Source organism: Pseudomonas sp. Y5-11 (assembly GCF_022368695.1).
Lineage (GTDB): Bacteria > Pseudomonadota > Gammaproteobacteria > Pseudomonadales > Pseudomonadaceae > Aquipseudomonas > Aquipseudomonas parakoreensis.
The window spans coordinates 891,831-918,825 of record NZ_CP058974.1 but is presented as its reverse complement, the minus strand read 5'-3'; the positions used below and the strand labels follow the sequence as shown (position 1 = coordinate 918,825).

Here is a 26,995-nt window from a genome sequence, read left to right as displayed (position 1 = left end):
TTCATGACTGAGCCACTGCGCATCGTTTTTGCCGGCACCCCGGAATTCGCCGCCGAACATCTCAAGGCCCTGCTGAACAGCCCTTACGAGATCGTTGCGGTCTACACCCAACCGGATCGTCCGGCCGGTCGTGGGCAAAAACTGATGCCGAGCCCGGTTAAGCAGTTGGCGCAGGAAAATAATATCCAGGTGTTGCAGCCGCCGACCCTGCGCAACGCTGAGGCTCAGGCAGAACTCGCCGCACTGAAGCCGGACTTGATGGTGGTGGTCGCCTACGGCCTGATCCTGCCGCAAGCCGTGCTGGATATTCCGCGCCTGGGCTGCATCAACAGCCACGCTTCGCTGCTGCCACGCTGGCGCGGTGCGGCGCCGATCCAGCGCGCCGTGGAACACGGTGATGCCGAAAGCGGCGTAACCGTGATGCGTATGGAAGCGGGCCTCGACACCGGACCGATGCTGCTCAAGGTCGTGACCCCGATCAGCGCCAACGACACCGGCGGCACGCTGCACGACCGCCTCGCCGAAATGGGCCCGCCCGCCGTGGTCCAGGCGATTGCCGGTCTGGCTGCCGGAACCCTCGAAGGCGAAGTGCAGAACGACAAGCTCGCCACTTATGCCCACAAACTGAACAAAGATGAAGCGCGTCTCGACTGGAGTCGTCCGGCGCTTGAGCTGGAGCGTCTGGTGCGTGCTTTCAACCCATGGCCGATTACCCACAGCACCCTCAACGGCGAAGCGCTGAAGGTATTGGCCGCGACGCTGGCTGAGGGCAAAGGCGCACCGGGTGAAATCCTCAGCGCCAGCAAGGACGGCCTGATCGTCGCCTGCGGTGAGCAGGCACTGTGCCTGACCCGCCTGCAACTGCCCGGCGGCAAGGCGCTGAACTTCGCCGATCTGTTCAACAGCCGCCGCGAGAAATTTGCCGTTGGCACTGTGTTGGGTGCTGCGGTGGACGCGCAATGAACCCGCGTCTGGCCGCCGCCAAGGCACTCGCCGCCGTGCTCAGTGGCAAGGCGTCGTTGAACAGCTCCCTGCCAACGCAAATGGACAAGGTCGAAGACCGCGATCGCGGTTTCACCCAGGATCTGGCGTTCGGCACTGCGCGCTGGCAGCCACGGCTGTCGGCACTGGCGGAAAAGCTTTTGCAGAAGCCGTTCAAGGCTGCCGACGCCGATGTCGAGGCGCTGCTACTGGTCGGTCTCTATCAATTGCTCTACACCCGCGTGCCGCCGCACGCGGCGATCGGCGAAACCGTCGGTTGCGCCGACAAGCTGAAAAAGCCGTGGGCCAAGGGATTGCTCAACGCCGTGCTGCGCAACGCCCAGCGCGAAAGCGAGACGATTTTCGCGGAACTTGAGCGCGACCCGGTGGTGCGCACCGCCCACCCGCGCTGGCTGCAAAAATCCCTGAAAGCCTTCTGGCCAGAACAGTGGGAAGCGATCTGCGCCGCGAACAACGCGCATCCGCCGATGATCCTCCGGGTCAACCGCCGGCATCACAGCCGCGACGCCTATCTCGGCATGCTCAGCGACGCTGGCATCGCTGCCACGCCGTGTGTTTACAGCCGCGACGGCATCGTCCTCGAAGCCGCCACCGACGTGCGCAGCCTGCCGGGTTTTGCCGCAGGCTGGATCAGCGTGCAGGACGAAGCCGCGCAACTGGCCGCCGATCTGCTCGATCTGGCGCCGGGCCAACGGGTGCTCGACGCCTGCTGCGCCCCCGGTGGCAAAACCTGCCACATCCTCGAAGCCGAACCGGCGCTGGCCGGTGTGGTGGCCGTGGATCTGGAAGCCAAACGTCTGGTGCGCGTAAAGGAGAACCTTGATCGGCTGGGCCTGAGCGCCGAACTGATCGCCGCTGACGGACGCGATACCGCAGCATGGTGGGACGGCAAGCCGTTCCAGCGCATCCTGCTCGACGCGCCGTGCTCGGCCACCGGCGTGATCCGCCGCCATCCGGACATCAAGCTGACCCGTCAGGCCGACGACATCGCCGCCCTCGCGCAACTGCAAGGCGAGCTGCTCGACACCCTGTGGAAAACCCTCGAAGTCGGCGGCATTTTGCTCTACGCCACGTGCTCGACCTTGCCAACCGAGAACACCGACGTCATCGCCGCGTTTCTCGAGCGCACGCCGGGTGCCCGCGAACTGGATCTGGCGACCACCGCCGGGATCAAACAGCCCCACGGTCGCCAACTGCTGGCCCAGCAGGGCGGGCATGACGGGTTCTACTACGCCAAGCTGATCAAGATCGCTGCCGCGCGCGGCTAAACGGATTCAACGGAGTGACTGGATGAAAATCATCATCCTCGGCGCGGGGCAGGTCGGCGGTTCGCTGGCCGAACACCTGGCGAGCGAAGCCAACGACATCACCGTGGTCGACACCGACGGCGAGCGCCTGCGCGACCTCGGCGACCGTCTCGACATCCGCACCATTCAGGGCCGCGGCTCGCTGCCGTCGGTGCTGCGTCAGGCTGGCGCCGACGATGCCGACATGCTCGTGGCGGTGACCAACAGTGACGAGACCAACATGGTCGCCTGTCAGGTCGCGCACACGCTGTTCCACACCCCGACCAAGATCGCCCGGGTGCGCGAAGCGTCCTACCTCAATCGCGAAGAACAGCTGTTCCAGAATGAAGCGATTCCGGTCGACGTGCTGATCAGCCCCGAGCAAGTGGTGACCAACTACATCAAGCGCCTGATCCAGCATCCGGGCGCGCTGCAAGTGATCGATTTCGCCGAAGGCCAGGCGCAACTGGTGGCGGTGCGCGCCTATTACGGCGGACCGCTGGTGGGCCAGCAACTGCGCCAGTTGCGCGAGCACATGCCGAATGTGGAGACGCGGGTCGCGGCTATTTTCCGCCGTGACCGACCGATCCTGCCGCAGGGCGATACGGTGATCGAGGCCGATGACGAAGTTTTCTTCATCGCCGCCCGTGAGAATATTCGCGCGGTGATGAGCGAAATGCGCCGTCTCGACGAAACCTACAAGCGCATCGTGATTGCCGGTGGCGGGCAGATTGGCGAGCGTCTGGCCGAGGCCATCGAAAGCCGCTATCAGGTAAAGATCATCGAGATGAACCCGGCACGCTGCCGCTATCTCTCCGACACCCTCGACAGCACCGTGGTGTTGCAGGGCAGCGCCTCGGACCGTGATCTGCTGCTGGAAGAGAACATTGCCGACGCCGACATCTTCCTCGCGCTGACCAACGATGACGAAGCCAACATCATGTCGTCGCTGCTGGCCAAACGGCTGGGGGCAAAGAAGGTGATGACGATCATCAACAACCCGGCGTACGTCGACCTGATCCAGGGCGGCGACATCGACATCGCCATCAGTCCGCAACTGGCGACCATCGGCACTTTGCTCGCTCACGTACGGCGTGGCGATATCGTCAGTGTGCACTCACTGCGTCGGGGTGCGGCGGAAGCCATTGAGGCGATTGCCCACGGCGATGCGAAGTCGAGCAAGGTCATCGGCCGGCCGATCGAGAAAATCGGCCTGCCGCCGGGCAGCACGATTGGCGCGATCATCCGCAACGAAGAAGTGATCATCGCCCACGACGATACGGTGATCGAAACGGGTGACCATGTGATTCTGTTCCTTGTGGATAAAAAGCATATCCGCGATGTGGAGAAGCTGTTTCATGTGGGGCTGAGCTTCTTCTGATCCTGAATGAGCGGTGCCTTCATTGGCCCCATCGCTGGCAAGCCAGCTCCCACAGGTTTTTCGGTTGTTCACACATGTGATGTGCACCCGAGATCCTTGTGGGAGCTGGCTTGCCAGCGATGGCGGCACCGCAGATCTTTCTGACGCACTAGAAAAGGACTCCACCCATGCTCGAATCCCTGGAAAAAATGCTCGCCAAGGGTGTGGATAACTCATTGCTGCGCTTCGGCCTGGGCAAGGGTTATCTGGATCTGGGGGAGAACGCCAAGGCTGCCGAACATTTTCAGCGCTGCGTCGGCTTCGATCCGAAGTACTCGGCGGCGTGGAAGTTATTGGGTAAGGCCCAGCTTGCACTGGGCGAGCACGCCGCCGCGCGGCAGGCGTGGGAGCATGGTCTGGAAGCCGCCCGCGCCCATGGTGACAAGCAGGCGGAGAAGGAAATGACCGTGTTTCTGAAGAAGCTCGACCGCCAGGCGCAATGAGCTAGATATAGCGCAGGCCAATGCCCTCGGCATCCACCGTCACCACTTCCATTCGCACCCGTGGCGCGCCGGTGGGCAAATCCTGCACCTGGCCATAAACCACCGCACCCTTGGGCAATGACGCCAGACGCGGATGCTGCACATACACGCCGGTGGCCGACAGATTGCGCGTCTGGCCCAGACATTCACCGAAGCTGTCGTGGGTGATCTTGATGCGGAAGGATTTGCGTTGTTCGGACATCTTTATGCGCCCTTGAATGAACGGGGTTGTGGATAAGCCGCGGAAGCAAGATCAAAAGATCGCAGCCTGCGGCAGCTCCTGCAGGTTATCCACAGAGTGTGCCAACTTGGTCAGTACCAGCGCGCTTCGCCCGGTGGACGTTTTTTGAAGCGCTTCATGCTCCACATGTATTGGCTTGGATACGCGGCAACGTAGCGTTCAACGACTTTGCTCATCGCTGCACAGGACTCCTCGGTATCGGTGCTGTACATGGCTTCCGGCGCCGCCTCGAGGATCACTTTGTAGCCGGAACCGTCCGGCAGACGCAGGGCGTGCAGGAACACGCCGACCGCTTTGCCGCCGGCGAGCATGTTCGGCACGAATTTGCTGGTCAGCGCCTGGGTGGCGAAGAACGGCACGAAAATCCCGGCGGATTCGGCCGGTTCCGGGTCAGCCGGAATGCCCACTGCACCACCTTTGCGCACTTCCTTGATGACGCTGAGGATGCCTTCCTTGGTGGAGGCAGCGACCTTGTTGCCCAGCTGCACGCGTTGCTTGCGCAGTAATTCATCCACAGCCTTGAGCTTCGGCGGGCGGTAGAAAATGATCGGTTTGCACTGGCTGCAATAGAAGTGGTTGAGCACTTCCCAGTTGCCCAGGTGGCTGGTGATGCCGACCACGCCTTTGCCCGAGGCCAGCGCCTCCTTGAGGATGTCGAGGCCTTCGACTTCGCGTACCAGATCGATTGAACGCTGGGCCGGCCAGATCCAGGCGCAGGCGCTTTCGGTCAGGGATTTGCCGATGTCTTTCAGGCTCTGGCCGACCAGACGCTCACGTTCGGCCGGATCCATCTGTGGAAAACATTTAGAAAGGTTGATCCGCACCACGTCGCGGGAACGGTTGGGGGTTTTCCACATGATCCAGCCGATCGCTGAACCCACGGCCTGCACGGCCCGCCATGGCAGCAGGGCAAACAGCCGCAGAGCGCCTACCAGCAAGGCGCCTTTAAACTTTTCCACAGGTCACTCCTGATCTTGTGCTGTGCGCGAGGCGGCCATTCTAACCGCCGTTGACCAACTGCGCGTAGCGGTCGCAGTCCTGAGTGTGATCCATGACCATGCCCGAGGCCTGCATCAACGCGTAGCAAATGGTCGGGCCGACGAAGGTGAAACCGGCCTTTTTCAGGGCCTTGCTCATTGCCAGCGCTTCGGCCGTGATCGCCGGGACTTCGCTGCGATCCTTGAAATGATTGATGATCGGGCGATCGCCGACAAACGACCAGAGAAACGCCACCGGGTCTTCCAGCGCCAGCCAGGCCTGGGCATTGCGCCGGGCGGCATTGAGTTTGAGACGGTTGCGGATGATCCCCGGATCGAGCATCAATTCAGCGATTTCGGCGTCGCTCATCTGCGCCACACGCTGCACATCGAAGCCGTACAACACCTCGCGGTAGCGCTCGCGTTTGCGCAACACGGTGATCCACGACAGCCCGGCCTGGAACCCTTCGAGCAAAAGCAACTCGAACAAACCCTGCGCATCGCGTAGCGGCGTGCCCCACTCCTGATCGTGATAAGCCATGTACAGCGGATCTTCGGTACACCAAAAGCAGCGTGGCATAAGGCTCCAGGGGGTGGAGGTGCGACTGAATCGGGTATACTCCCGCTCTTTAAATCGCAGCCCAAGAAACAGGTGAATTTCGTGAGCCAGCCTACGCCAGCCGTGCGTACCTTCCAAGACTTGATCCTCGCGCTCCAGCAATACTGGGCCGAGCAAGGTTGTGTGGTACTTCAGCCCTACGATATGGAAGTAGGCGCCGGCACTTTCCACACCGCGACCTTCCTGCGCGCCATCGGCCCGGAAACCTGGAACGCCGCCTACGTGCAGCCAAGCCGCCGTCCGACTGACGGCCGCTACGGGGAAAACCCGAACCGTCTGCAGCACTACTATCAGTTCCAGGTGGTGCTGAAGCCGAACCCGGACAATTTCCAGGAACTGTACCTGGGCTCGCTCAAGCATGTCGGCCTGGACCCGCTGGTCCACGACATTCGCTTCGTCGAAGATAACTGGGAATCGCCGACCCTCGGCGCCTGGGGTCTGGGCTGGGAAGTCTGGCTCAACGGCATGGAAGTGACTCAGTTCACTTACTTCCAGCAGGCTGGCGGCATCGAGTGCTACCCGGTGACCGGCGAGATCACTTACGGTCTGGAACGTCTGGCCATGTACCTGCAGGGCGTGGATTCGGTCTACGACCTGGTCTGGGCTGACGGTCCGTTCGGCAAAGTGACCTACGGCGACGTGTTCCACCAGAACGAAGTGGAGCAGTCCACCTACAACTTCGAACACGCCAACGTCGACAAACTGTTCGAACTGTTCGACTTCTATGAAAGCGAAGCCAAGCGCCTGATCGAACTCGACCAGCCGCTGCCGTTGCCAAGCTACGAAATGGTCCTGAAGGCCTCGCACACCTTCAACCTGCTGGATGCGCGCCGGGCGATCTCGGTGACCGCGCGTCAGCAATACATTCTGCGCGTTCGCACCCTGGCGCGTTCCGTTGCGCAAGCCTACCTGCTGGCGCGCGCCAAGCTGGGCTTCCCGATGGCGACCCCGGACCTGCGTGACGAAGTACTGGCCAAGCTGGAGGCTGCACAATGAGTGCTCAAGATTTTCTGGTTGAACTGGGCACTGAAGAACTGCCGCCAAAAGCCCTGAACACCCTGGCTGAAGCGTTCCTCGCCGGTATCGACAAGGGCCTGCAAGCTGCCGGCCTGAGCTACGAAAGCAAAACCGTCTACGCTGCGCCGCGTCGTCTGGCCGTACTGATCACGGCGCTGGCCACTCAGCAGCCGGATCGCAGCATCAACCTCGACGGCCCGCCACGTCAGGCCGCCTTCGACGCTGAAGGCAACCCGACTCAGGCCGCCCTGGGCTTTGCCAAGAAGTGCGGCGTCGAGCTGAGCGAAATCGACCAGAGCGGTCCGAAACTGCGCTACAGCCAGAACATCGCCGGCAAGCCGACCGCGAGCCTGCTGCCGACCATCGTCGAAGATTCGCTGAACGACCTGCCGATCCCGAAACGCATGCGTTGGGGTGCGCGCAAGGAAGAGTTCGTGCGTCCGACCCAATGGCTGGTGATGCTGCTCGGTGACCAGGTCATCGACTGCACCATCCTTGCGCAGAAAGCGGGCCGCGACTCCCGTGGTCACCGTTTCCACCATCCACAAAACGTGCGCATCGGCTCGCCGTCGAGCTACCTGGCCGACCTGCGTGCCGCTTATGTATTGGCCGACGCCAACGAGCGTCGCGAGATCATCAGCAAGCGCACCGAAGAACTGGCGACCCGTCAGGAAGGCACTGCAATCGTACCGCCGGCGCTGCTCGACGAAGTGACAGCGCTGGTTGAATGGCCGGTGCCGCTGGTGTGCTCGTTCGAGGAACGTTTCCTCGACGTGCCGCAAGAAGCACTGATCACCACCATGCAGGACAACCAGAAGTACTTCTGCCTGCTGGATGCCGAGGGCAAGTTGCTGCCGCGTTTCATCACCGTGGCCAACATCGAAAGCAAAGACCCGCAGCAGATCATCGCCGGTAACGAGAAAGTGGTTCGCCCACGTCTGACCGACGCCGAGTTCTTCTTCAAGCAAGACAAGAAGCAGAAACTCGAAGAGTTCAACCTGCGCCTGCAGAACGTGGTGTTCCAGGAAAAACTCGGCAGCGTCTACGACAAGGCCGAGCGCGTTTCAAAACTCGCGGCGTACATTGCCGCGCGCATCGGCGGCAACGCTTCGTGGGCGGCCCGTGCCGGCTTGCTGTCGAAATGCGACCTGGCCACCGAAATGGTCGGCGAGTTCCCGGAGATGCAAGGTGTCGCCGGTTACTACTACGCGCTCAATGACGGCGAGCCGGAAGATGTCGCGCTGGCGCTGAACGAGCAGTACATGCCACGCGGTGCCGGTGCTGAACTGCCGGCCACCCTGACCGGTGCCGCTGTCGCGATCGCCGACAAACTCGACACGCTGGTCGGTATCTTCGGTATCGGCATGCTGCCAACCGGCAGCAAAGACCCGTATGCCCTGCGGCGTGCGGCGCTGGGTGTGCTGCGCATCCTGATCGAGAAACAACTGGATCTGGACTTGAACGACGCCGTGGCCTTCGCCGTGACTGCGTTCGGCGCCAAGGTCAAGGCTGCCGGTCTGGCCGATTCGGTGCTGGAGTTCATCTTCGACCGTCTGCGTGCGCGTTACGAAGACGAAGGCGTGGATGTCGCCACCTACCTGTCGGTCCGTGCCCTGAAGCCAGGTTCGGCGCTGGACTTCGACCAGCGTGTGCAAGCGGTACAGGCCTTCCGCAAGCTGCCGGAAGCGGCGGCGCTGGCGGCGGTCAACAAGCGTGTATCGAACCTGTTGAGCAAAGTCGAAGGCTCGGTGCCGACCGTGGTCGAGGCCAAATACTTCGACAACGCCAACGAGTTCTCGCTGTATTCGGCGATCCAGCAAGCGGATCAGGCGGTGCAGCCAATGGCCGCAGCGCGTCAGTACAACGAATCGCTGGCGCGTCTGGCGGCATTGCGCGAGCCGGTGGATGCGTTCTTCGACGCCGTCATGGTCAATGCCGAAGACGCCAAAGTCCGGGCCAACCGCTACGCGCTGCTGGCGCGCCTGCGTGGTCTGTTTCTCGGGGTTGCCGACATTTCGCTGCTGGGTTGAGGGACTGCTGTTGAAACTGCTGATTCTCGATCGGGACGGTGTGATCAATTACGACTCCGATGCTTACATCAAGTCGGTGGAAGAGTGGATTCCGCTGCCCGGTTCGATCGCAGCGATTGCGCAGTTGAGCAAGGCCGGCTGGACGGTGGCGGTCGCCACCAACCAGTCGGGCATTGCTCGCGGCTACTACGACCTCGCCACCCTCGACGCCATGCACGCGCGCTTGCGCGCGCTGGTAGCGGAGCAGGGCGGTGAAGTCGGGCTGATCGTGTATTGCCCGCACGGGCCGGACGAAGGTTGCGACTGTCGCAAGCCGAAACCGGGGATGTTGCAAACCATCGCGGCGCATTACAACGTGGCGCTGACGAATGTCTGGTTCGTTGGCGACAGCCTTGGTGACCTGGAGGCCGCCAAAGCCGTCGATTCACAGCCCGTTTTGGTAAAGACCGGGAAAGGCGAAAAAACTCTGGGCAAGACCCTTCCGGTCGGCACCCTGATTTTTGACGATCTGGCGGCGATTGCCGCAGAACTTATCCACAACTAGAGTGCTTCTGAAGTTCCTGACCAGGGATTGATCGGGAGTGCGCTTGAACAGTCGGGCAGTGCCCGTAACGGTAAACGTCGCCATGTCGATACTGCAGGCCATCAGAATTTTTCTCTTTTACCTGCTGCTGGGCACCACTGCCTTGCTGTGGTGCAGCCTGAGCTTTTTTATCGCGCCCTTTCTGCCGTTCAAGGCGCGTTATCGTTTTATCAACGTGTACTGGTGCCGTTGCGCCTTGTGGTTGACCCAGGTGTTTCTCGGCATTCGTTACGAAATCAAAGGTGCGGAAAACGTGCCGGACCGGCCCTGCGTGATTCAGTCGAACCACCAGAGCACCTGGGAGACGTTCTTTCTCTCCGCTTATTTCTCGCCCTTGAGCCAGGTGCTCAAGCGCGAATTGCTGTACGTCCCGTTCTTCGGCTGGGCCATGGCCATGCTGCGGCCGATCGCGATTGACCGCGACAACCCGAAAGCCGCACTCAAGCAAGTCGCAGCCAAAGGCGATGAGCTGCTCAAGGACAACGTCTGGGTATTGATCTTCCCGGAAGGCACCCGCGTTCCCCACGGCACTATTGGCAAGTTCTCGCGCAGTGGCAGCGCCTTGGCGGTGAATGCGGCGCTTCCGGTCCTGCCGATTGCACACAATGCCGGCAAGTTCTGGCCGAAAATCGGCTGGGGCAAGAAGCCGGGTGTGATCACCGTGGTCATCGGTCAGCCGATGTACGCCGAAGGCACTGGACCTCGCGCCATTGCCGATCTGAACGACCGGGTACAGGCCTGGAATGAACAGACTCAGCGCGAAATGGGTTCGCTGCCACCGGCGCCGCAGGCACCTGCCGCGAATGATCAGGTAGCTGTCTGAGATTTGTGGATAACCTGTGTACGGTTTTGTAGAAAAAGCCTGAATATAGAAATTAACTTGTTGATTTACTTATATATTTCTCAAGCTCATAAAACACCGTAAAAGGTGCATAAGTTTTTTTCGGAAGTAAAGAAACCGGCTGATATAGCCGGTTTTTTTGTGCCTGTTCACTCGGCCATCAACGGTAGCTGCAGCCGGAACGTAGTGCCTTCATCGACGATGCTATGGCACTCGATGCGACCGCCATGATGATCGATCACTGCCTTGACCATCGACAGCCCCAGACCGACGCCATCAATTCCCTGCGCCGATGAAAACCGTCGGTATTGAGTGAACAGATCCGGCAGTTCCTCGGCGGCAATGCCTTTGCCCTGATCGGTCAATTCACAGCACAGCCACTCGCCTTGGCAACTGACGCCCAACCGGATCGTGGTGCCTGCCGGGCTGTACTTGATGGCGTTTTCCAACAGGTTGAACAAGGCCCGGGTCAACAGGCCTTGATCCGCGCTGATCAGGCGTTCCTGGGATTGCTCATCCATCGCGTGCAACAGTTTGATGCTTTTCTGCTGGGCAATGGGCAGCGCCTGATCCAGCACGTCCAGCACCAGCATCGCGAACAGACTGGGTTGAAACTGGTAAGCCTCGGATTCCGCACGGGCCAGCAACACGAAACCATCGGTCAATTCCAGCGCGCGGCGTACCTGGCGTTCGATCTGTTCGAACAGCGGTGAGTCCGCTCCGACTTGATGGCGATGCACATCGAGCAGGGCCAAAATCGCTGAATGTGGGGCACGCAGGTCGTGGGAAAGAAACCGCAACAAGACCCCTCGCTGTTCTTCGGCGGCGCGTTCGGCACTCAGGTCGGTGAGGCTCAGCAGCCAGCCGATGGGGGTATCGCCATCCACCGGCAGCAAAGCCGCGCGCTCCAGACGCAGGCTGCGTTCCTTGTGATCGCGAAACTCCAGCAGCGCCAGGTCGGACAGCGCCGGGCGTGGTTCTGTGGACAACTCCGGGTAACCGAGGCGGGCCAGTTGCTCGACAACGTCGTCACCGACCAGTGGGTCATCGAACAATACGCGGGCCTTGCGATTACCCAGCAGGATCTGTCCCTTGGGATCGCTGATCAGCGTCGCCACCGGCAGGTACTCCAGACCGTCGGCAATGAAGCGCCGGGTATCGCGCGTGCGGCTCATGGCTTGCTCCAGTGCCATGATCTGGCCCTGCAGTTGGTCAGCGCTGGTGAATTGCGCGCGGCGCCGTTCCGGGAATACTTTCGGCTCGCGATCCAGCCGTGCCAGCTCCCAGCCAAAGTACGTCAGCACCACGCTCAGGCGCCGCCAGTTCCAGACCAGGTAGCCGAACAATATGCCAAGCGCTGCCGGCGTTGGTGACCACCAGTGTCGAACTTCCGCCAGTGCGGCGCTGGTGAGCAGCACACCCGCCACCCCGCCCAGCGTTACCCAGATCGCCCATCGCGGACGCCACGGCAGCAAACCGAGGACAACCGCCACCCATCCCACGGAAAGCAACGCGCTCCAAACCGCTGACGTATCGTGCAGATTAATCTGCGCGCGATACGACAACAGCGCAGTCAGTGGCAATAGCACTAGACTTATCCACAACCACTCACGCCCCAATCGCCGAAACAGGCGCTGCACCTGACTGGGCTCGCGGCTTTCACGCCGACGCGGGCTATTCATGACAAACAGGGCAGGGGACAGTGAATGGATTCATGGGCCACAGGTCTGAGGATGTAGATCCGAAGAATCATAGCGGACGTCGACCGATGGTGAACGGCTACTTTTATTGCGCAGGCCGAGCCGTTAACGTGGCCGGCCACTGCCCAAGCAACAAGGAACCCACGCGTATGCGCGTTGCGATACTGGATGATGAACCCGCCGAACTGCGTCGGGTCGAGCAAACCCTGCAGCAGATGGCTGCAGTGGGAGAGCAGCCTTGGTCGCTGCACAGCTTCGAACGGGGGGAGGACCTGTTGCGCCAGCTACGTCGGGACACCTTCGACTTGCTGATCCTTGACTGGCAACTGCCGGACATCACCGGCCTGGTGCTGCTGCGCTGGACCCGCGAACACATGGAATCGCCACCCGCCGCGATCATGCTGACCAGCCGCGACGGCGAAAGCGATATCGTCCAGGCGCTGAACGCCGGTGCCGACGATTACGTCAGCAAGCCTTTCCGCCCCAACGAGCTGAAAGCCCGCGTCGCCGCCGTCCTGCGCCGGCACAGCCAGCCACGCAGTAGCGCTGGCGAAGTCCTGACCTTCAATGACCTGACCTTCGACGATGCCGAACTGAGTGTCACCCGCGAGGGAAAGTCAGTCGTCATGACCGAACGTGAATACCGCCTGGCGCGGTGCCTGTTCAGTAACCTGGGTCGGCCGTTGTCGCGGGAGTATCTGTACGAGCGCTTCTGGCCCCACGAAGAAGTCGCTTCGTCACGGCCGCTGGATACGCACATTTATCGCCTGCGCAACAAACTGGGGCTGACGGCGGATCGCGGTTGGCAGTTGCTGACGATTTATGGGTATGGGTATCGGTTGGAGAGTGTGATGGTTGCATCCGAGTAAAAATCAAAAGATCGCAGCCTGCGGCAGCTCCTACCGGTAATCCATGTAGGAGCTGCCGCAGGCTGCGATCTTTTGATCTGCCAACAAAAAGGCCAACGCTTGAGCGTTGGCCTTTTGGTTTGACGCCGACCGGGATCAGAAATCCAGGTTGGATACCGCCAACGCATTGCTCTCGATGAAGTCACGGCGAGGTTCGACCGCATCACCCATCAGGGTGTTGAAGATCTGATCCGCGCCAATGGCGTCTTCGATGGTGACTTTCAGCATGCGGCGCACGCTTGGGTCCATGGTGGTTTCCCACAATTGATCCGGGTTCATTTCGCCCAGCCCTTTGTAGCGCTGGATGGTATGGCGCTTGGTGCTTTCAGCCATCAGCCAGTCGAGGGCTTCCTTGAACTCGGTGACCGCTTTCTTGCGCTCGCCACGCTGAATGTACGCGCCTTCGTCGAGCAGGGTGCTCAGTTGAGCGCCGAGGGTGACGACGGTCTTGTAGTCGTTGCTGCCGAAGAAGTCGCGGTTGAAAGTGACGTAGTTCGACAGGCCGTGGGAGATCAGTTCAACCTCCGGCAGCCACACGCCACGTTCACGGTCTTCACGCAGGCTGGCTTTGTAGACCAGGCCCGACTTCTCGACGGTGCGCAGACGCACTTCGTACTGAGCCAGCCAGTCTTGCATCTTGGCGTGGTCGCCAAGCATTTCCAGGCTCACGGCCGGCAGGTAGATGAAGTGCTCGGTCAGCTCCTGCGGATACAGGCGCGACAGACGCTTGAGGGTCTTCATCACCATGCGGAAGTCGTTCACCAGACGCTCGAGCGCCTCACCGGAAATGCCCGGGGCCTCTTCGTTCAGGTGCAGGCTCGCATCTTCCAGGGCCGACTGCGTCATGTACTCTTCCATGGCGTCGTCGTCTTTGATGTATTGCTCTTGCTTGCCTTTCTTGACCTTGTACAGCGGCGGCTGGGCGATGTAGATGTAACCGCGCTCGATCAACTCCGGCAACTGACGGAAGAAGAAAGTCAGCAGCAGGGTACGGATGTGCGAACCGTCGACGTCAGCATCGGTCATGATGATGATGTTGTGATAGCGCAGCTTGTCGATGTTGTACTCTTCGCGACCGATACCGCAGCCCAGTGCGGTGATCAGGGTGCCCACTTCCTGGGACGAGATCATCTTGTCGAAACGGGCTTTCTCGACGTTGAGGATCTTGCCCTTCAGCGGCAGGATCGCCTGGGTCTTGCGGTTACGTCCCTGCTTGGCAGAGCCGCCCGCGGAGTCACCTTCCACAAGGTACAGTTCGGACAGCGCCGGGTCTTTTTCCTGGCAGTCAGCGAGCTTGCCCGGCAGGCCGGCAATGTCCAGCGCGCCTTTGCGGCGGGTCATCTCACGGGCCTTGCGCGCCGCTTCACGGGCACGGGCCGCGTCGATCATCTTGCCGACAACCAGCTTGGCTTCGTTCGGGTTTTCCAGCAGGAAGTCGGAGAAGTACTTGCCCATCTCCTGCTCGACCGCTGTCTTCACTTCGGACGACACCAGCTTGTCTTTGGTCTGCGAGCTGAATTTCGGATCCGGCACTTTCACCGAAATGATCGCGGTCAGGCCTTCACGGGCATCGTCACCGGTGGTGGCGACTTTGTGCTTCTTCGCCAGACCTTCCTGCTCGATGTAGTTGTTCAGGTTACGCGTCAGTGCGGAACGGAAACCCACCAAGTGAGTACCGCCGTCGCGCTGCGGGATGTTGTTGGTGAAGCACAACAGGTTCTCGTTGAAGCTATCGTTCCACTGCAGGGCGATTTCCACGCCGATGCCGTCTTCACGCTGAATGTTGAAGTGGAACACCTGATTGACCGCAGTCTTGTTGGTGTTCAGGTATTCAACGAACGCACGCAGGCCGCCTTCGTACTTGAACAGCTCTTCCTTGCCGCTGCGCTCATCCTTGAGGACGATGCCGACACCGGAGTTGAGGAAGGACAGTTCACGAATGCGCTTGGCCAGGATGTCCCAGCTGAAGTGAATGTTCTTGAAGGTTTCGCTGGAAGCCTTGAAGTGAATCTGGGTACCGGTGGTTTCGCTGTCGCCAACGATCGCCATCGGTGCCTGAGGCACGCCGTGGACGTAGGTCTGTTCCCAGATCTTGCCACTGCGGCGTACGGTCAGTACCAGCTCTTCGGACAGCGCGTTCACAACCGACACACCTACACCGTGCAGACCGCCGGAGACCTTGTAGGAGTTGTCGTCGAACTTACCGCCAGCGTGGAGGACGGTCATGATGACCTCGGCAGCGGAAACGCCTTCCTCTTTGTGCACGTCTACCGGGATGCCACGGCCGTTGTCTTTAACGGTGATGGACTCATCCGGGTGGATGATGATGCTGATGTCGTCGCAGTGGCCGGCGAGGGCTTCGTCGATCGAGTTGTCGACCACCTCGAACACCATGTGGTGCAGACCGCTGCCATCGTCGGTGTCACCAATGTACATACCGGGACGTTTGCGTACGGCATCCAGGCCTTTCAGCACTTTAATGCTCGTTGAGTCGTACGTATTTTCTTCGCTCAATGCCTTCACTCCCGATGGTCGTGGGTCTGGGTGATACGGCCCTGTTCCACGTGGAACAGAGCGACTGGCGTTTCCGTCTGCCAGCCTTCCCTCAATAATTCGTGATCTACACAGGTGATGAAAACCTGGCAGCGTAAGTCTTCCAGCAAGCGGCACAGCGCGCGGCGGTGGCTCTCGTCCAGCTCGGACGGCAAGTCATCCACCAGATAAATACACTGGCCGCGTCGGGCCTGGCTCACCAGATGCCCCTGGGCAATTCGCAAGGCACAGACCACCAGTTTCTGCTGACCCCGGGACAAAATGTCCGCGGCATTGTGTGCGCCCAATCTAAGACGCAAATCAGCCCGTTGCGGTCCGGCCTGGGTATGTCCCATTTGCTGGTCCCGTTGCACGGAGCCAGCCAGTACGGCACTCAATTCCCGGTCCTTGTCCCAGCCTCGGTAATAGCTGAGCGTCAAACCTTCAAGCTCAACCAGTTCGCTCAAGGTTTGTTCAAAGACTGGTTTCAAGGCTTTGATATAAGCGCGGCGGTATTCATCGATTTCAGCGCTGGCCTGGCACAGCTCCCTGTCCCAAACCGCTTGCGAAACGGCGTCAAGTGTACCATGCCGCAGCCAGGAGTTTCTCTGGCGCAAGGCCTTCTGCAAACGCTGCCAGGTCGCCATGAAACGCGGTTCGACGTGGAACACGCCCCAGTCCAGAAACTGCCGGCGAATCTTCGGCGCGCCTTCGAGCAAGCGGAAGCTGTCGGGATTGATCAGCTGCAACGGCAGGATTTCTGCCAGTTGCGCAGCGCTACGGGCGTTCTGGCCGTCGATGCGAATCTGGAACTCGCCCTGACGGTCGCGAGATATGCCCAACGCACTGTGGCCACCCTCAGCCAATTCGACCTGACCGAACACGGTGCAGGCGAGTTGCTCGTACTGGATGACCGGCAACAGCCGCGTGCTACGAAACGAACGGGCAAGCCCCAGCAGATGAATGGCTTCCAGAACACTGGTTTTGCCGCTGCCGTTGGCGCCGTAAAGAATGTTGATGCGGGGGGAGGGGGAGAAGGTCACCGGGTGCAGATTGCGCACCGCGGTGACCGAAACACGACTTAACGACATCCAGGATCAGCTGATTAGAGACGCATCGGCATGACAACATAAGCCGAGTCGTCATTGTCGGACTCTTGCACCAGCGCACTGCTGTTGGAGTCGGACAGGATCAGGCGAACCTGCTCGGTGGTCATCACGCCCAGCACGTCGAGCAGATAGCTCACGTTGAAGCCGATTTCCAGCGAACCACCGTTGTATTCAACACCCACTTCTTCTTCCGCTTCTTCCTGCTCCGGGTTGTTGGCCTGGATCTTCAACTGACCGTTGGCCAGTTGCAGACGGATGCCGCGGTACTTCTCGTTGGACAGGATCGCGGTACGGCTGAAGGCTTCACGCAGAGCCTGACGATCGCCCAGTACCAGCTTGTCACCACCCTTCGGCAGAACGCGCTCGTAGTCCGGGAACTTGCCGTCGACCAGCTTCGAGGTGAAGGTGAATTCGCCGGTGGTGGCGCGGATGTGGTGCTGACCCAGAACGATGCTGACGTTGCCGTCCGGCTCGGTCAGCAGACGCGCCAGTTCGAGGATACCTTTGCGCGGCACGATCACCTGGTGGCGATCCGGCTGACCGATATCGGCCTGCATCGAGCACATCGCCAGACGGTGGCCGTCGGTGGCCACGGCACGGATTACACCAGCCGAGACTTCCAGCAGCATGCCGTTGAGGTAGTAGCGCACGTCCTGCTGGGCCATGGCGAAGCTGGTGCGTTCGATCAAACGACGCAGTTTGCTTTGTTCCAGGCTGCAGGTCAGCGAACCCGGGCCTTCCTCAACCGTCGGGAAATCGTTGGCCGGCAAGGTCGACAGGGTGAAACGGCTACGACTGGCCTTCACGACCAGTTTCTGCTCGTCGACCTTGATGTCGATCAGTGCGTCGTTGGGCAGGCTCTTGCAGATGTCCATCAGCTTGCGCGCAGGCACGGTGATGGAACCGGTTTCGGCCGGCTCTTCGAGTTGCACGCGCCCCACCAGCTCGACTTCCAGGTCGGTACCGGTCAGCGACAGTTGCTGGCCGTCGACGACCAACAGCACGTTGGACAGTACCGGCAAGGTCTGTCGGCGCTCGACGACGCCTGCGACCAGTTGCAGGGGTTTCAACAGGGCTTCGCGTTGAATGGTGAAATGCATGGTCTAGTCCCTTGCCTTAATAAGCTGCGCTGGTGTTCATCAAGTGGTCAGTGTACGCAGCAGGTTCTTGTAGTCCTCGCGGATGTCCGCGTCGGATTCCTTAAGTTCGTTGATCTTGCGGCAGGCGTGCAACACCGTCGTGTGGTCGCGACCACCAAACACATCGCCGATTTCCGGCAGGCTGTGGTTGGTCAGCTCCTTGGACAATGCCATGGCCACCTGACGCGGACGTGCCACCGAGCGCGAACGGCGCTTGGACAGCAGGTCGGAAATCTTGATCTTGTAGTACTCGGCGACGGTGCGCTGAATGTTATCCACAGAGACCAGTTTGTCCTGCAGTGCCAACAAGTCCTTCAGGGATTCGCGAATCAATTCGATGGTGATGTCGCGGCCCATGAAGTGCGAGTGAGCGATCACGCGTTTCAGCGCACCTTCCAGCTCGCGGACGTTGGAACGAATGCGCTGGGCAATGAAGAACGCCGCGTCGTGAGGCAACTCGACTTTGGCCTGATCAGCCTTCTTCATCAAGATCGCCACGCGGGTTTCCAGCTCCGGCGGCTCGACGGCAACCGTCAGACCCCAGCCGAAGCGGGACTTGAGGCGCTCTTCAAGGCCTTCGATTTCTTTCGGGTAGCGGTCACTGGTGAGAATGACCTGCTGGCCACCTTCAAGCAGGGCGTTGAAGGTGTGGAAAAACTCTTCCTGGGAACGCTCTTTACGGGCGAAGAACTGAATATCGTCGATCAGCAGAGCGTCCACCGAACGGTAGAAACGCTTGAACTCGTTGATCGCATTCAGTTGCAGCGCCTTGACCATGTCGGCCACGAAGCGCTCGGAATGCAGGTACACGACCTTGGCATTCGGGTTCTTCTTTAATAGATGGTTGCCCACCGCGTGCATCAAGTGGGTTTTACCCAGGCCGACGCCACCATACAGGAACAGCGGGTTGTAGCCGTGCTTGGGATTATCCGCCACCTGCCAGGCCGCCGCGCGGGCGAGCTGGTTGGACTTGCCTTCGACGAAATTCTCGAAGGTGAAGGTGCGGTTCAGGTAACTGGTGTGCTTGAGCGCGCCTTCGACCTGCACGGTGCGCTGTTCGGCGCGAACCGGGGCCTGTTGCGAGGCGGCACCGGCCATCGGGTCAAAGCTGTCGCGGGACGGCTCTTCACTGACTTCCTCGGTTTTCTGCGTCGAGCGCTTGGCCGGGGCTGCACTTGGAGCGGGGGCTGGCGCACTGGCCGGCGCGGTATTGGCCTGCGCCTGGGATACCTGCGCGGCGGCCAACGGCGCATTAGGCGCGGCACGCGGGGCCGAACTGCGTTTGCTGCCTATTAATAAGGAAAGCGCTGGCGCCATGCCATTGCCGTGCTCATCCAGCAGTTCAAGGACGCGACCGAGGTACTTTTCGTTGACCCAGTCCAGCACAAAACGGTTCGGTGCGTAGACGCGCAACTCGTCGCCTTCGGCTTCGACCTGTAGTGGACGGATCCAGGTGTTGAATTGTTGGGCAGGCAGCTCTTCGCGCAAAAGCTCCACGCACTGCTGCCAAAGTTCCACTGACACGGATATCCCCTAAGTTGAAAGCCGGTGAGGCAAAAACAAGCGGCCATTGTAGCGGCGAGCCGTCCACTTATCCACATGCAGGTGGTGTGGCGAGCATGATTAATCAATGCGTTAACCGGGAAAAAGGCGACCAACGGTGTGTGCATAAGCTCTGTGGATAACCGCCTCTGAGAGCACTGGACAACTGGGGGTAGAACTCGGTGGATAACCAGCCTGTGGATAACAGGTCATTCCACGCACAGGTTATCCGATAGCGCAGCACAGGCTGAACACGGTTTTCCACCGTAGTTGTCATTCTCTGTACATCACGCTTTACAAGGCCTGAGCACGGTTATCCACAGAAGAGGGCCGGCCTAGCTTTTACAAGCTTTACAGAAAAGCTTTAAATAATTCCCTTCTTTATTTTTATGTCTGGCTAACAGGATTTCGGTTACGTGAGCTCCAGAGATCTATTTATAAGGAAACGCTGGTTGGAAATTGACCTGAAGGCTTGCTTTCTCTAGAATCCCCGGTCTCTTAAAACGGGGGCCATTCCGGCCCGTTGTGGACGAACCAGGTAACACGACATGAAACGTACTTTCCAACCAAGCACTATCAAACGCGCTCGTACCCACGGTTTCCGTGCTCGCATGGCTACCAAGAACGGTCGTGCCGTCCTGTCGCGTCGCCGCGCCAAAGGTCGTGCGCGTCTGGCAGTTTGATAATCCGGCACTGGAGGTGAGTCAGGACTTCAGTCGGGAAAAGCGTCTGCTTACCCCCCGGCATTTCAAGGCAGTCTTTGACTCCCCTACCGGCAAGGTTCCGGGGAAAAATCTCCTGCTCCTTGCGCGCAACAACGATCTTGATCACCCCCGTCTCGGGCTGGTTATCGGGAAAAAGAGCGTAAAGCTCTCCGTTGAGCGCAATCGCCTCAAACGTCTGATGCGCGAATCGTTCCGTCTGCACCAGGATTCTCTGGTCGGCTGGGACATCGTTATCGTCGCGCGCAAAGGTTTGGGCGACGTAGAAAACCCCGAATTGATTCAGCATTTCGGCAAACTCTGGAAGCGTCTGGCCCGTAACAAGCCAGTTCCAGCAGTCAAAACCGAAACTGTAGGGGTAGACAGTCCAGATGCGTAAACTGGCCCTCGTTCCGATCCAGTTTTATCGCTACGCCATTAGTCCTTTGATGGCCAATCACTGTCGTTTCTACCCCAGTTGTTCTTGCTACGCGTATGAAGCCATCGAAAATCATGGCCTTCTGCGCGGTGGCTGGCTGACCTTTCGTCGTTTAGGTCGCTGTCATCCGTGGAATCCCGGTGGTTATGACCCGGTTCCACCTATCCCTACCTCCCGTTCTTCTTCGATGGCCGAGTAATCATGGATATCAAACGCACGATCCTGATCGTCGCCCTGGCAATCGTGTCCTACGTCATGGTTCTTAAATGGAACCAGGATTATGGCCAGGCTGCCCTGCCGACTCAGAATGTTGCTTCCAGTACGACTGCATCCGGTTTGCCGGACACCGTTCCTGGCAATAACGCTTCCGCCAGTGACGATATTCCGCGTGCCGCCAGCGATACCAGCGCACCTGTGGAAACGCCAGTCGCTGCCAGCAAGGATCTGATCCAGGTCAAAACCGACGTGCTCGATCTGGCGATCGATCCACAGGGCGGTGACGTTGCTCAACTGACTTTGCCACTGTATCCACGTCGTCAGGACCGTCCTGATGTGCCGTTTCAACTGTTCGACAACGGCGGCGAGCGTACTTATCTGGCACAAAGTGGCCTGATCGGCACCAACGGTCCGGACGCAAGCCCGGCCGGTCGTCCGGTTTACGCTTCGGAGAAGAAACGTTATCAACTGGCTGACGGTCAGGACCAACTGGTTGTCGACCTGAAGTTCAGCAAGGACGGCGTCAATTACATCAAGCGCTTCACTTTGAAACGCGGCCTGTATGACGTGACCGTGACCTACCTTGTGGATAACCAGAGCGCTCAGCCTTGGTCGGGTTCGATGTTCGCCCAGCTGAAGCGCGATGCCAGTGCCGACCCTTCGTCGACCACTGCCACCGGCACCGCGACTTACCTGGGCGCTGCCCTGTGGACAAGTTCCGAGCCGTACAAGAAAGTGTCCATGAAAGACATGGACAAAGGTCAGCTCAAGGAAACCGTCACCGGTGGCTGGGTAGCCTGGCTGCAACACTACTTCGTGACTGCGTGGGTTGCGCCGAAAGGCGAAAACAACATCGTTCAGACGCGTAAAGACAGCAAAGGCAACTACATCATCGGTTACACCGGTCCTTCGCTGACCGCTGCACCGGGTGCGAAAGTTGAAACCAGCGCCATTCTGTACGCCGGTCCGAAAAGCCAGGCCGTGCTGAAACAGTTGTCCCCAGGTCTGGAACTGACGGTCGACTACGGCATTCTGTGGTTCATCGCTCAACCGATCTTCTGGCTGCTGCAACACATTCACGCGATTGTGGGTAACTGGGGCTGGTCGATTATCTTCCTGACCATGCTGATCAAAGGGATCTTCTTCCCATTGTCGGCCGCCAGCTACAAATCGATGGCGCGCATGCGTGCCGTTGCGCCGAAACTGGCTGCATTGAAAGAGCAACATGGCGATGACCGGCAGAAAATGTCGCAAGCCATGATGGAGCTGTACAAGAAAGAGAAGATCAATCCGCTGGGCGGCTGCTTGCCGATCCTCGTGCAGATGCCGGTTTTCCTTTCGCTGTACTGGGTTCTGCTGGAAAGCGTGGAAATGCGCCAGGCGCCATTCATGCTGTGGATCACTGACCTGTCGATCAAGGATCCGTTCTTCATCCTGCCGATCATCATGGGCGCGACCATGTTCATTCAGCAGCGTCTGAACCCGACTCCACCGGATCCGATGCAGGCGAAGGTGATGAAAATGATGCCAATCATCTTCACCTTCTTCTTCCTGTGGTTCCCGGCTGGTCTGGTGCTGTACTGGGTTGTGAACAACTGCCTGTCGATTGCCCAACAGTGGTACATCACGCGTAAGATCGAAGCGGCGACGAAAAAAGCCGAGGCGTAACTTACTCTGTGGATAACACCACTCAAAACGCCCCCTAGTGGGGCGTTTTGCTATCTGCCACTTTTGTCTGGATTCCGGTTTATGAGCGCACCTCGTGAAACCATCGCCGCTGTCGCCACCGCTCAAGGTCGCGGCGGTGTCGGCATCGTCCGTATTTCCGGGCCGTTGGCCAGCGTCGCAGCCAAAGCCATCAGCGGCCGTGAATTGAAACCGCGTTACGCGCATTACGGTCCGTTTTTCAGTGATGATCAGCAAGTGCTGGACGAAGGACTGGCCCTGTATTTCCCGGGGCCGAACTCGTTCACCGGCGAAGATGTGCTGGAACTGCAGGGCCACGGCGGCCCGATTGTTCTGGACATGTTGCTCAAGCGTTGCCTGGATCTGGGTTGCCGTCTGGCCCGCCCCGGTGAATTCAGCGAGCGCGCGTTCCTCAACGACAAACTCGACCTGGCGCAGGCCGAGGCGATTGCCGATCTGATCGAAGCAAGTTCTGCACAGGCTGCACGCAATGCCTTGCGCTCGCTGCAGGGAGCGTTTTCCCAGCGTGTGCATAACCTCACCGAACAACTGATCGGCCTGCGCATCTACGTGGAAGCTGCCATCGACTTTCCGGAAGAGGAAATCGACTTTCTTGCCGATGGCCATGTGTTGAGCATGCTCGACAAGGTACGCGAAGAGTTATCCACTGTGCTGCGAGAGGCCGGACAGGGTGCCTTGTTGCGCGACGGTATGACCGTGGTGATTGCCGGTCGTCCGAATGCCGGCAAGTCCAGCCTGTTGAATGCCCTGGCTGGCCGCGAAGCCGCGATCGTGACTGAGATCGCCGGTACCACGCGGGACATTCTGCGCGAACATATCCACATTGATGGCATGCCGTTGCACGTGGTGGACACCGCCGGTCTGCGCGATACCGATGATCAGGTGGAAAAGATTGGTGTTGAACGAGCGCTGAAGGCGATCACCGAAGCCGACCGGGTGCTGCTGGTGGTCGATGCCACTGCGCCGGAAGCGGCGGATCCGTTTGCCCTGTGGCCGGAATTCCTCGAAACCCGGCCAGATCCGGCCAAAGTCACCTTGATCCGCAACAAGGCTGACCTGACGGGTGAGACGATTGCCCTGGAAGTCAGTGACGATGGCCACGTGACCATCAGCCTCAGCGCCAAATCCGCCGGCGAAGGTCTGGAATTGCTGCGCGACCACCTCAAGGCCTGCATGGGCTATGAGCAAACCTCGGAAAGCAGCTTCAGTGCCCGTCGCCGCCATCTGGAGGCCCTGCGCCATGCCAGTGCAGCGTTGGAACATGGTCGTGCACAGCTGACGCTGGCAGGTGCCGGTGAACTGCTGGCCGAAGATTTGCGTCAGGCACAGCACTCACTGGGCGAAATCACCGGGGCATTCAGCTCCGATGACCTGCTCGGCCGGATCTTTTCCAGCTTCTGCATCGGTAAATAACCCCTCTGCTGTAACCAGACAGGCCCATTCGCGGCCTGTCTGCACCCTCATTTCCAATTCCTTTCTCCAGTGCCGGGCAGATTCTCTCTCCCTCAGTGGATTTCCCTCGGCCGTCGTACAGTCGCTCAGCCTATTTCTGTGGATTAAGCCCTGTGAATAACTGCCACTGAGGGCAGTTGATAACAGGGCTCCAAAACTGGATATAACTGCCTCTGTGGATAACCACCCCATTCATCCACAGGCTTAAACCGGTTATCCAAGGGCCTCATTGGCACCTGGTCACAGGGTTTTGAAACTCTGTACATACTGAAATATAAGGCTTGTAGCGATCTATCCACAGAAAGGATGGTCAGTAAGAATAAACATAAAAACAAAGGTTTTATAAATTTCTCTCTTTTTTATTCTTTTGATCTCGAGTTCTCCACAGCTGGTTAAATTTTGTGCAAAGGGTTCTTTAGGAAGGGCGAAGTCCCTATACTTGTCGACCAGGTTCAGAAACCTGATCTCAAACTATTCCTGAATGACCTACTTAAGCAGGCACGAGGTGCGTGGTGGATTTCCCTTCCCGTTTTGAAGTGATCGTCATCGGCGGCGGTCATGCCGGTACCGAGGCAGCACTGGCCTCAGCACGTATGGGGGCAAAAACCCTGTTGCTGACGCATAACGTGGAAACCCTCGGTGCCATGAGCTGCAACCCGGCCATCGGTGGCATTGGCAAAAGCCATCTGGTCAAGGAAATCGATGCCCTCGGCGGCGCGATGGCCGTGGCTACCGACCTGGGTGGCATCCAGTTTCGCGTGTTGAACAGCCGTAAAGGCCCGGCCGTGCGTGCGACTCGTGCCCAGGCGGACCGGATTCTGTACAAGGCCGCTGTCCGCGAAATCCTGGAAAACCAGCCGAACCTGTGGATATTTCAACAGGCTGCTGACGACTTGATCGTCGAGCAGGAACAAGTGCGTGGTGTGGTCACACAAATGGGTCTGCGCTTCTTCGCCGATTCCGTGGTACTGACCACCGGAACGTTCCTCGGTGGACTTATCCACATCGGTTTGCAGAACTTCTCCGGCGGTCGTGCCGGTGATCCGCCATCGATTGCCCTCGCACATCGTCTGCGTGAACTGCCGCTGCGTGTCGGTCGCCTGAAAACCGGTACGCCACCGCGCATTGATGGCAAGTCTGTGGATTTCTCGGTGATGACCGAGCAACCAGGCGATACGCCGATCCCGGTGATGTCGTTCATGGGCAACAAGGAACAACATCCACGCCAGGTCAGTTGCTGGATTACTCACACCAACGCCCGCACCCACGAAATCATTGCGGCGAACCTCGACCGTTCGCCGATGTATTCCGCTGCCGGCGAGATCGAGGGCGTCGGCCCGCGTTACTGCCCATCGATCGAAGACAAGATTCATCGCTTTGCCGACAAGGAAAGCCATCAGGTGTTCATCGAGCCGGAAGGCCTGACCACCCATGAGCTGTACCCGAACGGGATATCCACAAGCTTGCCGTTCGACGTGCAATTGCAGATCGTGCAATCGATTCGCGGCATGGAAAACGCACACATCGTGCGTCCGGGTTATGCGATCGAGTACGACTACTTCGATCCGCGCGACCTGAAGTACAGCCTGGAAACCAAAGTCATCGGCGGTCTGTTCTTCGCCGGGCAAATCAACGGCACCACCGGTTACGAAGAAGCCGGTGCGCAAGGTTTGCTTGCGGGGGCCAACGCTGCGTTGCGCGCCAAGGGCAAAGAAGCCTGGTGCCCGCGCCGCGATGAGGCTTACATCGGCGTACTGGTTGACGACCTGATCACCCTCGGTACCCAAGAGCCATACCGCATGTTCACTTCCCGTGCCGAGTACCGCCTGATCCTGCGTGAAGACAACGCGGACTTGCGTCTGACCGAAAAAGGTCGCGAGCTGGGTCTGGTCGATGATGCGCGTTGGGCGGCGTTCTGCAAGAAGCGCGAAAACATCGAACTGGAAGAGCAGCGCCTGAAAAGTACCTGGGTTCGCCCGGGCACGCAGCAGGGCGATGCGATTGCGGAAAAATTCGGCACACCGCTGACTCACGAATACAACTTGCTCAACCTCTTGAGCCGTCCGGAAATCGACTACGCTGGTCTGGTCGAAGTGACCGGGCAGGGCGCCGAAGATCCACAGGTCGCCGAACAGGTTGAAATCAAGACCAAATACGCCGGTTACATCGACCGTCAACAGGACGAAATCGCCCGTCTGCGCGCCAGTGAAGACACGAAACTGCCTGTGGATATCGATTACACCAACATTTCCGGTCTCTCCAAGGAGATCCAGAGCAAGCTCGGTGCGACGCGTCCGGAGACGCTCGGCCAGGCTTCGCGGATTCCGGGCGTGACCCCGGCAGCGATTTCGCTGTTGATGATTCATTTGAAAAAACGCGGCGCGGGCCGTCAGTTGGAGCAAAGCGCTTGAGTTCTAAGGTCACTTCGCAACACGCCGAAGAGTTATCCACAGGAGCCCGCGCGCTCGGTGTCAATCTCAGCGCAGCCCAGCACGAACTGCTGCTGGGTTATCTGGCCCTGTTGATCAAATGGAACCAGGCCTACAACCTGACTGCAGTGCGTGATCCTGATGAAATGGTGTCGCGGCACTTGCTCGACAGCCTGAGCGTGATGTCGTTTATCGAAAACGGCCGCTGGCTCGATGTCGGCAGCGGCGGCGGCATGCCGGGGATCCCGTTGGCGATCCTGTATCCGGACTCGCAAGTGACTTGTCTGGACAGCAACGGCAAGAAAACCCGCTTCCTGACTCAGGTCAAACTCGAACTAAAACTGGATAACCTGCAAGTTATCCACAGTCGTGTCGAAGCTTTCCAGCCTGCCCAGCCATTTAACGGGATCATCTCCCGGGCGTTCAGCAGCATGGAGAACTTCACCAACTGGACTCGCCATCTGGGCGATGCCGACACGCGCTGGCTGGCAATGAAGGGCGTTCATCCGGCCGATGAGCTGGTAGCATTGCCGGCAGACTTCAAACTCGATAGCGAACACGCCCTGGCCGTCCCCGGTTGCCAAGGCCAACGCCATCTGCTGATACTGCGCCGCACGGCATGA

General features: G+C 59.4%; 24 protein-coding genes. 16 read left to right on the top strand and 8 right to left on the bottom strand.

Annotated features, from left to right (window positions below; translation table 11 throughout):
- Positions 1-3 precede the first annotated feature (3 nt).
- The 4 genes from fmt (at position 4) to HXW87_RS04130 (ending at position 4,151) form a co-directional block, all read left to right on the top strand.
- Positions 4-963, top strand: coding sequence for a methionyl-tRNA formyltransferase (gene fmt, locus HXW87_RS04145; RefSeq protein ID WP_047297428.1), 960 nt, complete (start codon positions 4-6; stop codon positions 961-963).
- The gene (rsmB, locus tag HXW87_RS04140; protein ID WP_121182888.1) at positions 960-2,270 is read left to right on the top strand and encodes a 16S rRNA (cytosine(967)-C(5))-methyltransferase RsmB; all 1,311 of its coding nucleotides are present in this window, start codon (positions 960-962) and stop codon (positions 2,268-2,270) included. Before fmt ends, rsmB begins: the two co-directional genes overlap by 4 nt.
- Positions 2,271-2,292: 22 nt before the next feature.
- Positions 2,293-3,669 carry a Trk system potassium transporter TrkA gene (gene trkA / locus HXW87_RS04135; RefSeq protein ID WP_003220233.1) on the top strand — a complete coding sequence of 459 codons (1,377 nt, stop codon included), beginning with the start codon at positions 2,293-2,295 and terminating at the stop codon, positions 3,667-3,669.
- Positions 3,670-3,836: 167 nt separating this feature from the next.
- Entirely contained in the window at positions 3,837-4,151 is a 315-nt protein-coding gene (locus tag HXW87_RS04130; protein ID WP_239778455.1) for a tetratricopeptide repeat protein, read from the top strand.
- Position 4,152: 1 nt separating this feature from the next.
- Here HXW87_RS04130 and HXW87_RS04125 read toward each other — a convergent pair whose 3' ends face one another.
- From HXW87_RS04125 to HXW87_RS04115, 3 genes are all read right to left on the bottom strand, one after another.
- Positions 4,153-4,392, bottom strand: coding sequence for a PilZ domain-containing protein (locus HXW87_RS04125; protein ID WP_239778454.1), 240 nt, complete (start codon positions 4,390-4,392; stop codon positions 4,153-4,155).
- A gap of 110 nt (positions 4,393-4,502) precedes the next feature.
- Positions 4,503-5,390 (bottom strand): lysophospholipid acyltransferase, encoded by an 888-nt coding sequence (locus tag HXW87_RS04120; protein WP_041073613.1) that lies wholly within the window; start codon positions 5,388-5,390, stop codon positions 4,503-4,505.
- Positions 5,391-5,430: 40 nt separating this feature from the next.
- Positions 5,431-5,988 carry a DNA-3-methyladenine glycosylase I gene (locus tag HXW87_RS04115; RefSeq protein WP_047297424.1) on the bottom strand — a complete coding sequence of 186 codons (558 nt, stop codon included), beginning with the start codon at positions 5,986-5,988 and terminating at the stop codon, positions 5,431-5,433.
- 81 nt (positions 5,989-6,069) lie between these two features.
- Here HXW87_RS04115 and glyQ point away from each other — a divergent pair, with 81 nt between their 5' ends.
- The 4 genes from glyQ (at position 6,070) to HXW87_RS04095 (ending at position 10,480) form a co-directional block, all read left to right on the top strand.
- On the top strand, positions 6,070-7,023 hold the full coding sequence (gene glyQ / locus HXW87_RS04110; protein ID WP_003187265.1) for a glycine--tRNA ligase subunit alpha: 954 nt from the start codon (positions 6,070-6,072) through the stop codon (positions 7,021-7,023).
- The gene (glyS, locus tag HXW87_RS04105; RefSeq protein ID WP_047297423.1) at positions 7,020-9,074 is read left to right on the top strand and encodes a glycine--tRNA ligase subunit beta; all 2,055 of its coding nucleotides are present in this window, start codon (positions 7,020-7,022) and stop codon (positions 9,072-9,074) included. Before glyQ ends, glyS begins: the two co-directional genes overlap by 4 nt.
- Before the next feature lie 4 nt (positions 9,075-9,078).
- Entirely contained in the window at positions 9,079-9,618 is a 540-nt protein-coding gene (gene gmhB, locus HXW87_RS04100) for a D-glycero-beta-D-manno-heptose 1,7-bisphosphate 7-phosphatase (RefSeq protein ID WP_174377011.1), read from the top strand.
- 82 nt (positions 9,619-9,700) lie between these two features.
- Positions 9,701-10,480, top strand: coding sequence for a lysophospholipid acyltransferase family protein (locus tag HXW87_RS04095; RefSeq protein ID WP_047297421.1), 780 nt, complete (start codon positions 9,701-9,703; stop codon positions 10,478-10,480).
- Positions 10,481-10,647: 167 nt separating this feature from the next.
- Here the strand turns inward: HXW87_RS04095 and HXW87_RS04090 are convergent, their stop codons facing one another.
- The gene (locus tag HXW87_RS04090) at positions 10,648-12,180 is read right to left on the bottom strand and encodes a HAMP domain-containing sensor histidine kinase (protein ID WP_182403193.1); all 1,533 of its coding nucleotides are present in this window, start codon (positions 12,178-12,180) and stop codon (positions 10,648-10,650) included.
- Positions 12,181-12,347: 167 nt separating this feature from the next.
- Here HXW87_RS04090 and HXW87_RS04085 point away from each other — a divergent pair, with 167 nt between their 5' ends.
- The gene (locus HXW87_RS04085; RefSeq protein WP_047297419.1) at positions 12,348-13,067 is read left to right on the top strand and encodes a response regulator transcription factor; all 720 of its coding nucleotides are present in this window, start codon (positions 12,348-12,350) and stop codon (positions 13,065-13,067) included.
- A gap of 135 nt (positions 13,068-13,202) precedes the next feature.
- On the opposite strand, the gene gyrB is transcribed toward HXW87_RS04085, so the two are convergent.
- Genes gyrB through dnaA form a run of 4 tightly spaced genes read right to left on the bottom strand, consistent with a single transcriptional unit; the run spans position 13,203 to position 19,410 of the window.
- The gene (gyrB, locus tag HXW87_RS04080) at positions 13,203-15,620 is read right to left on the bottom strand and encodes a DNA topoisomerase (ATP-hydrolyzing) subunit B (RefSeq protein ID WP_007960764.1); all 2,418 of its coding nucleotides are present in this window, start codon (positions 15,618-15,620) and stop codon (positions 13,203-13,205) included.
- 5 nt (positions 15,621-15,625) lie between these two features.
- On the bottom strand, positions 15,626-16,729 hold the full coding sequence (gene recF, locus HXW87_RS04075) for a DNA replication/repair protein RecF (protein WP_003220208.1): 1,104 nt from the start codon (positions 16,727-16,729) through the stop codon (positions 15,626-15,628).
- A gap of 14 nt (positions 16,730-16,743) precedes the next feature.
- Positions 16,744-17,847, bottom strand: coding sequence for a DNA polymerase III subunit beta (dnaN, locus tag HXW87_RS04070; protein ID WP_239778453.1), 1,104 nt, complete (start codon positions 17,845-17,847; stop codon positions 16,744-16,746).
- A 39-nt stretch (positions 17,848-17,886) separates the two neighbouring features.
- Positions 17,887-19,410, bottom strand: a complete 1,524-nt coding sequence (gene dnaA / locus HXW87_RS04065) for a chromosomal replication initiator protein DnaA (protein WP_041073598.1) — start codon at positions 19,408-19,410, stop codon at positions 17,887-17,889.
- Between the two features lie 566 nt (positions 19,411-19,976).
- Here dnaA and rpmH point away from each other — a divergent pair.
- From rpmH to rsmG, 7 genes are all read left to right on the top strand, one after another.
- Entirely contained in the window at positions 19,977-20,111 is a 135-nt protein-coding gene (gene rpmH / locus HXW87_RS04060) for a 50S ribosomal protein L34 (RefSeq protein WP_003213577.1), read from the top strand.
- A gap of 16 nt (positions 20,112-20,127) precedes the next feature.
- The gene (gene rnpA, locus HXW87_RS04055; protein WP_011336726.1) at positions 20,128-20,529 is read left to right on the top strand and encodes a ribonuclease P protein component; all 402 of its coding nucleotides are present in this window, start codon (positions 20,128-20,130) and stop codon (positions 20,527-20,529) included.
- Positions 20,522-20,767, top strand: a complete 246-nt coding sequence (gene yidD / locus HXW87_RS04050; protein ID WP_080921994.1) for a membrane protein insertion efficiency factor YidD — start codon at positions 20,522-20,524, stop codon at positions 20,765-20,767. Before rnpA ends, yidD begins: the two co-directional genes overlap by 8 nt.
- A gap of 2 nt (positions 20,768-20,769) precedes the next feature.
- Positions 20,770-22,452 carry a membrane protein insertase YidC gene (gene yidC, locus HXW87_RS04045; RefSeq protein ID WP_239778452.1) on the top strand — a complete coding sequence of 561 codons (1,683 nt, stop codon included), beginning with the start codon at positions 20,770-20,772 and terminating at the stop codon, positions 22,450-22,452.
- A gap of 81 nt (positions 22,453-22,533) precedes the next feature.
- Positions 22,534-23,904: a tRNA uridine-5-carboxymethylaminomethyl(34) synthesis GTPase MnmE gene (mnmE, locus tag HXW87_RS04040; protein ID WP_047297392.1), complete on the top strand. Its 1,371-nt coding sequence runs from the start codon at positions 22,534-22,536 to the stop codon at positions 23,902-23,904.
- 551 nt (positions 23,905-24,455) lie between these two features.
- Positions 24,456-26,354, top strand: coding sequence for a tRNA uridine-5-carboxymethylaminomethyl(34) synthesis enzyme MnmG (gene mnmG, locus HXW87_RS04035; protein WP_131670800.1), 1,899 nt, complete (start codon positions 24,456-24,458; stop codon positions 26,352-26,354).
- Complete coding sequence (rsmG, locus tag HXW87_RS04030; RefSeq protein ID WP_041073590.1) at positions 26,351-26,995, top strand: 16S rRNA (guanine(527)-N(7))-methyltransferase RsmG; 645 nt, start codon at positions 26,351-26,353, stop codon at positions 26,993-26,995. Before mnmG ends, rsmG begins: the two co-directional genes overlap by 4 nt.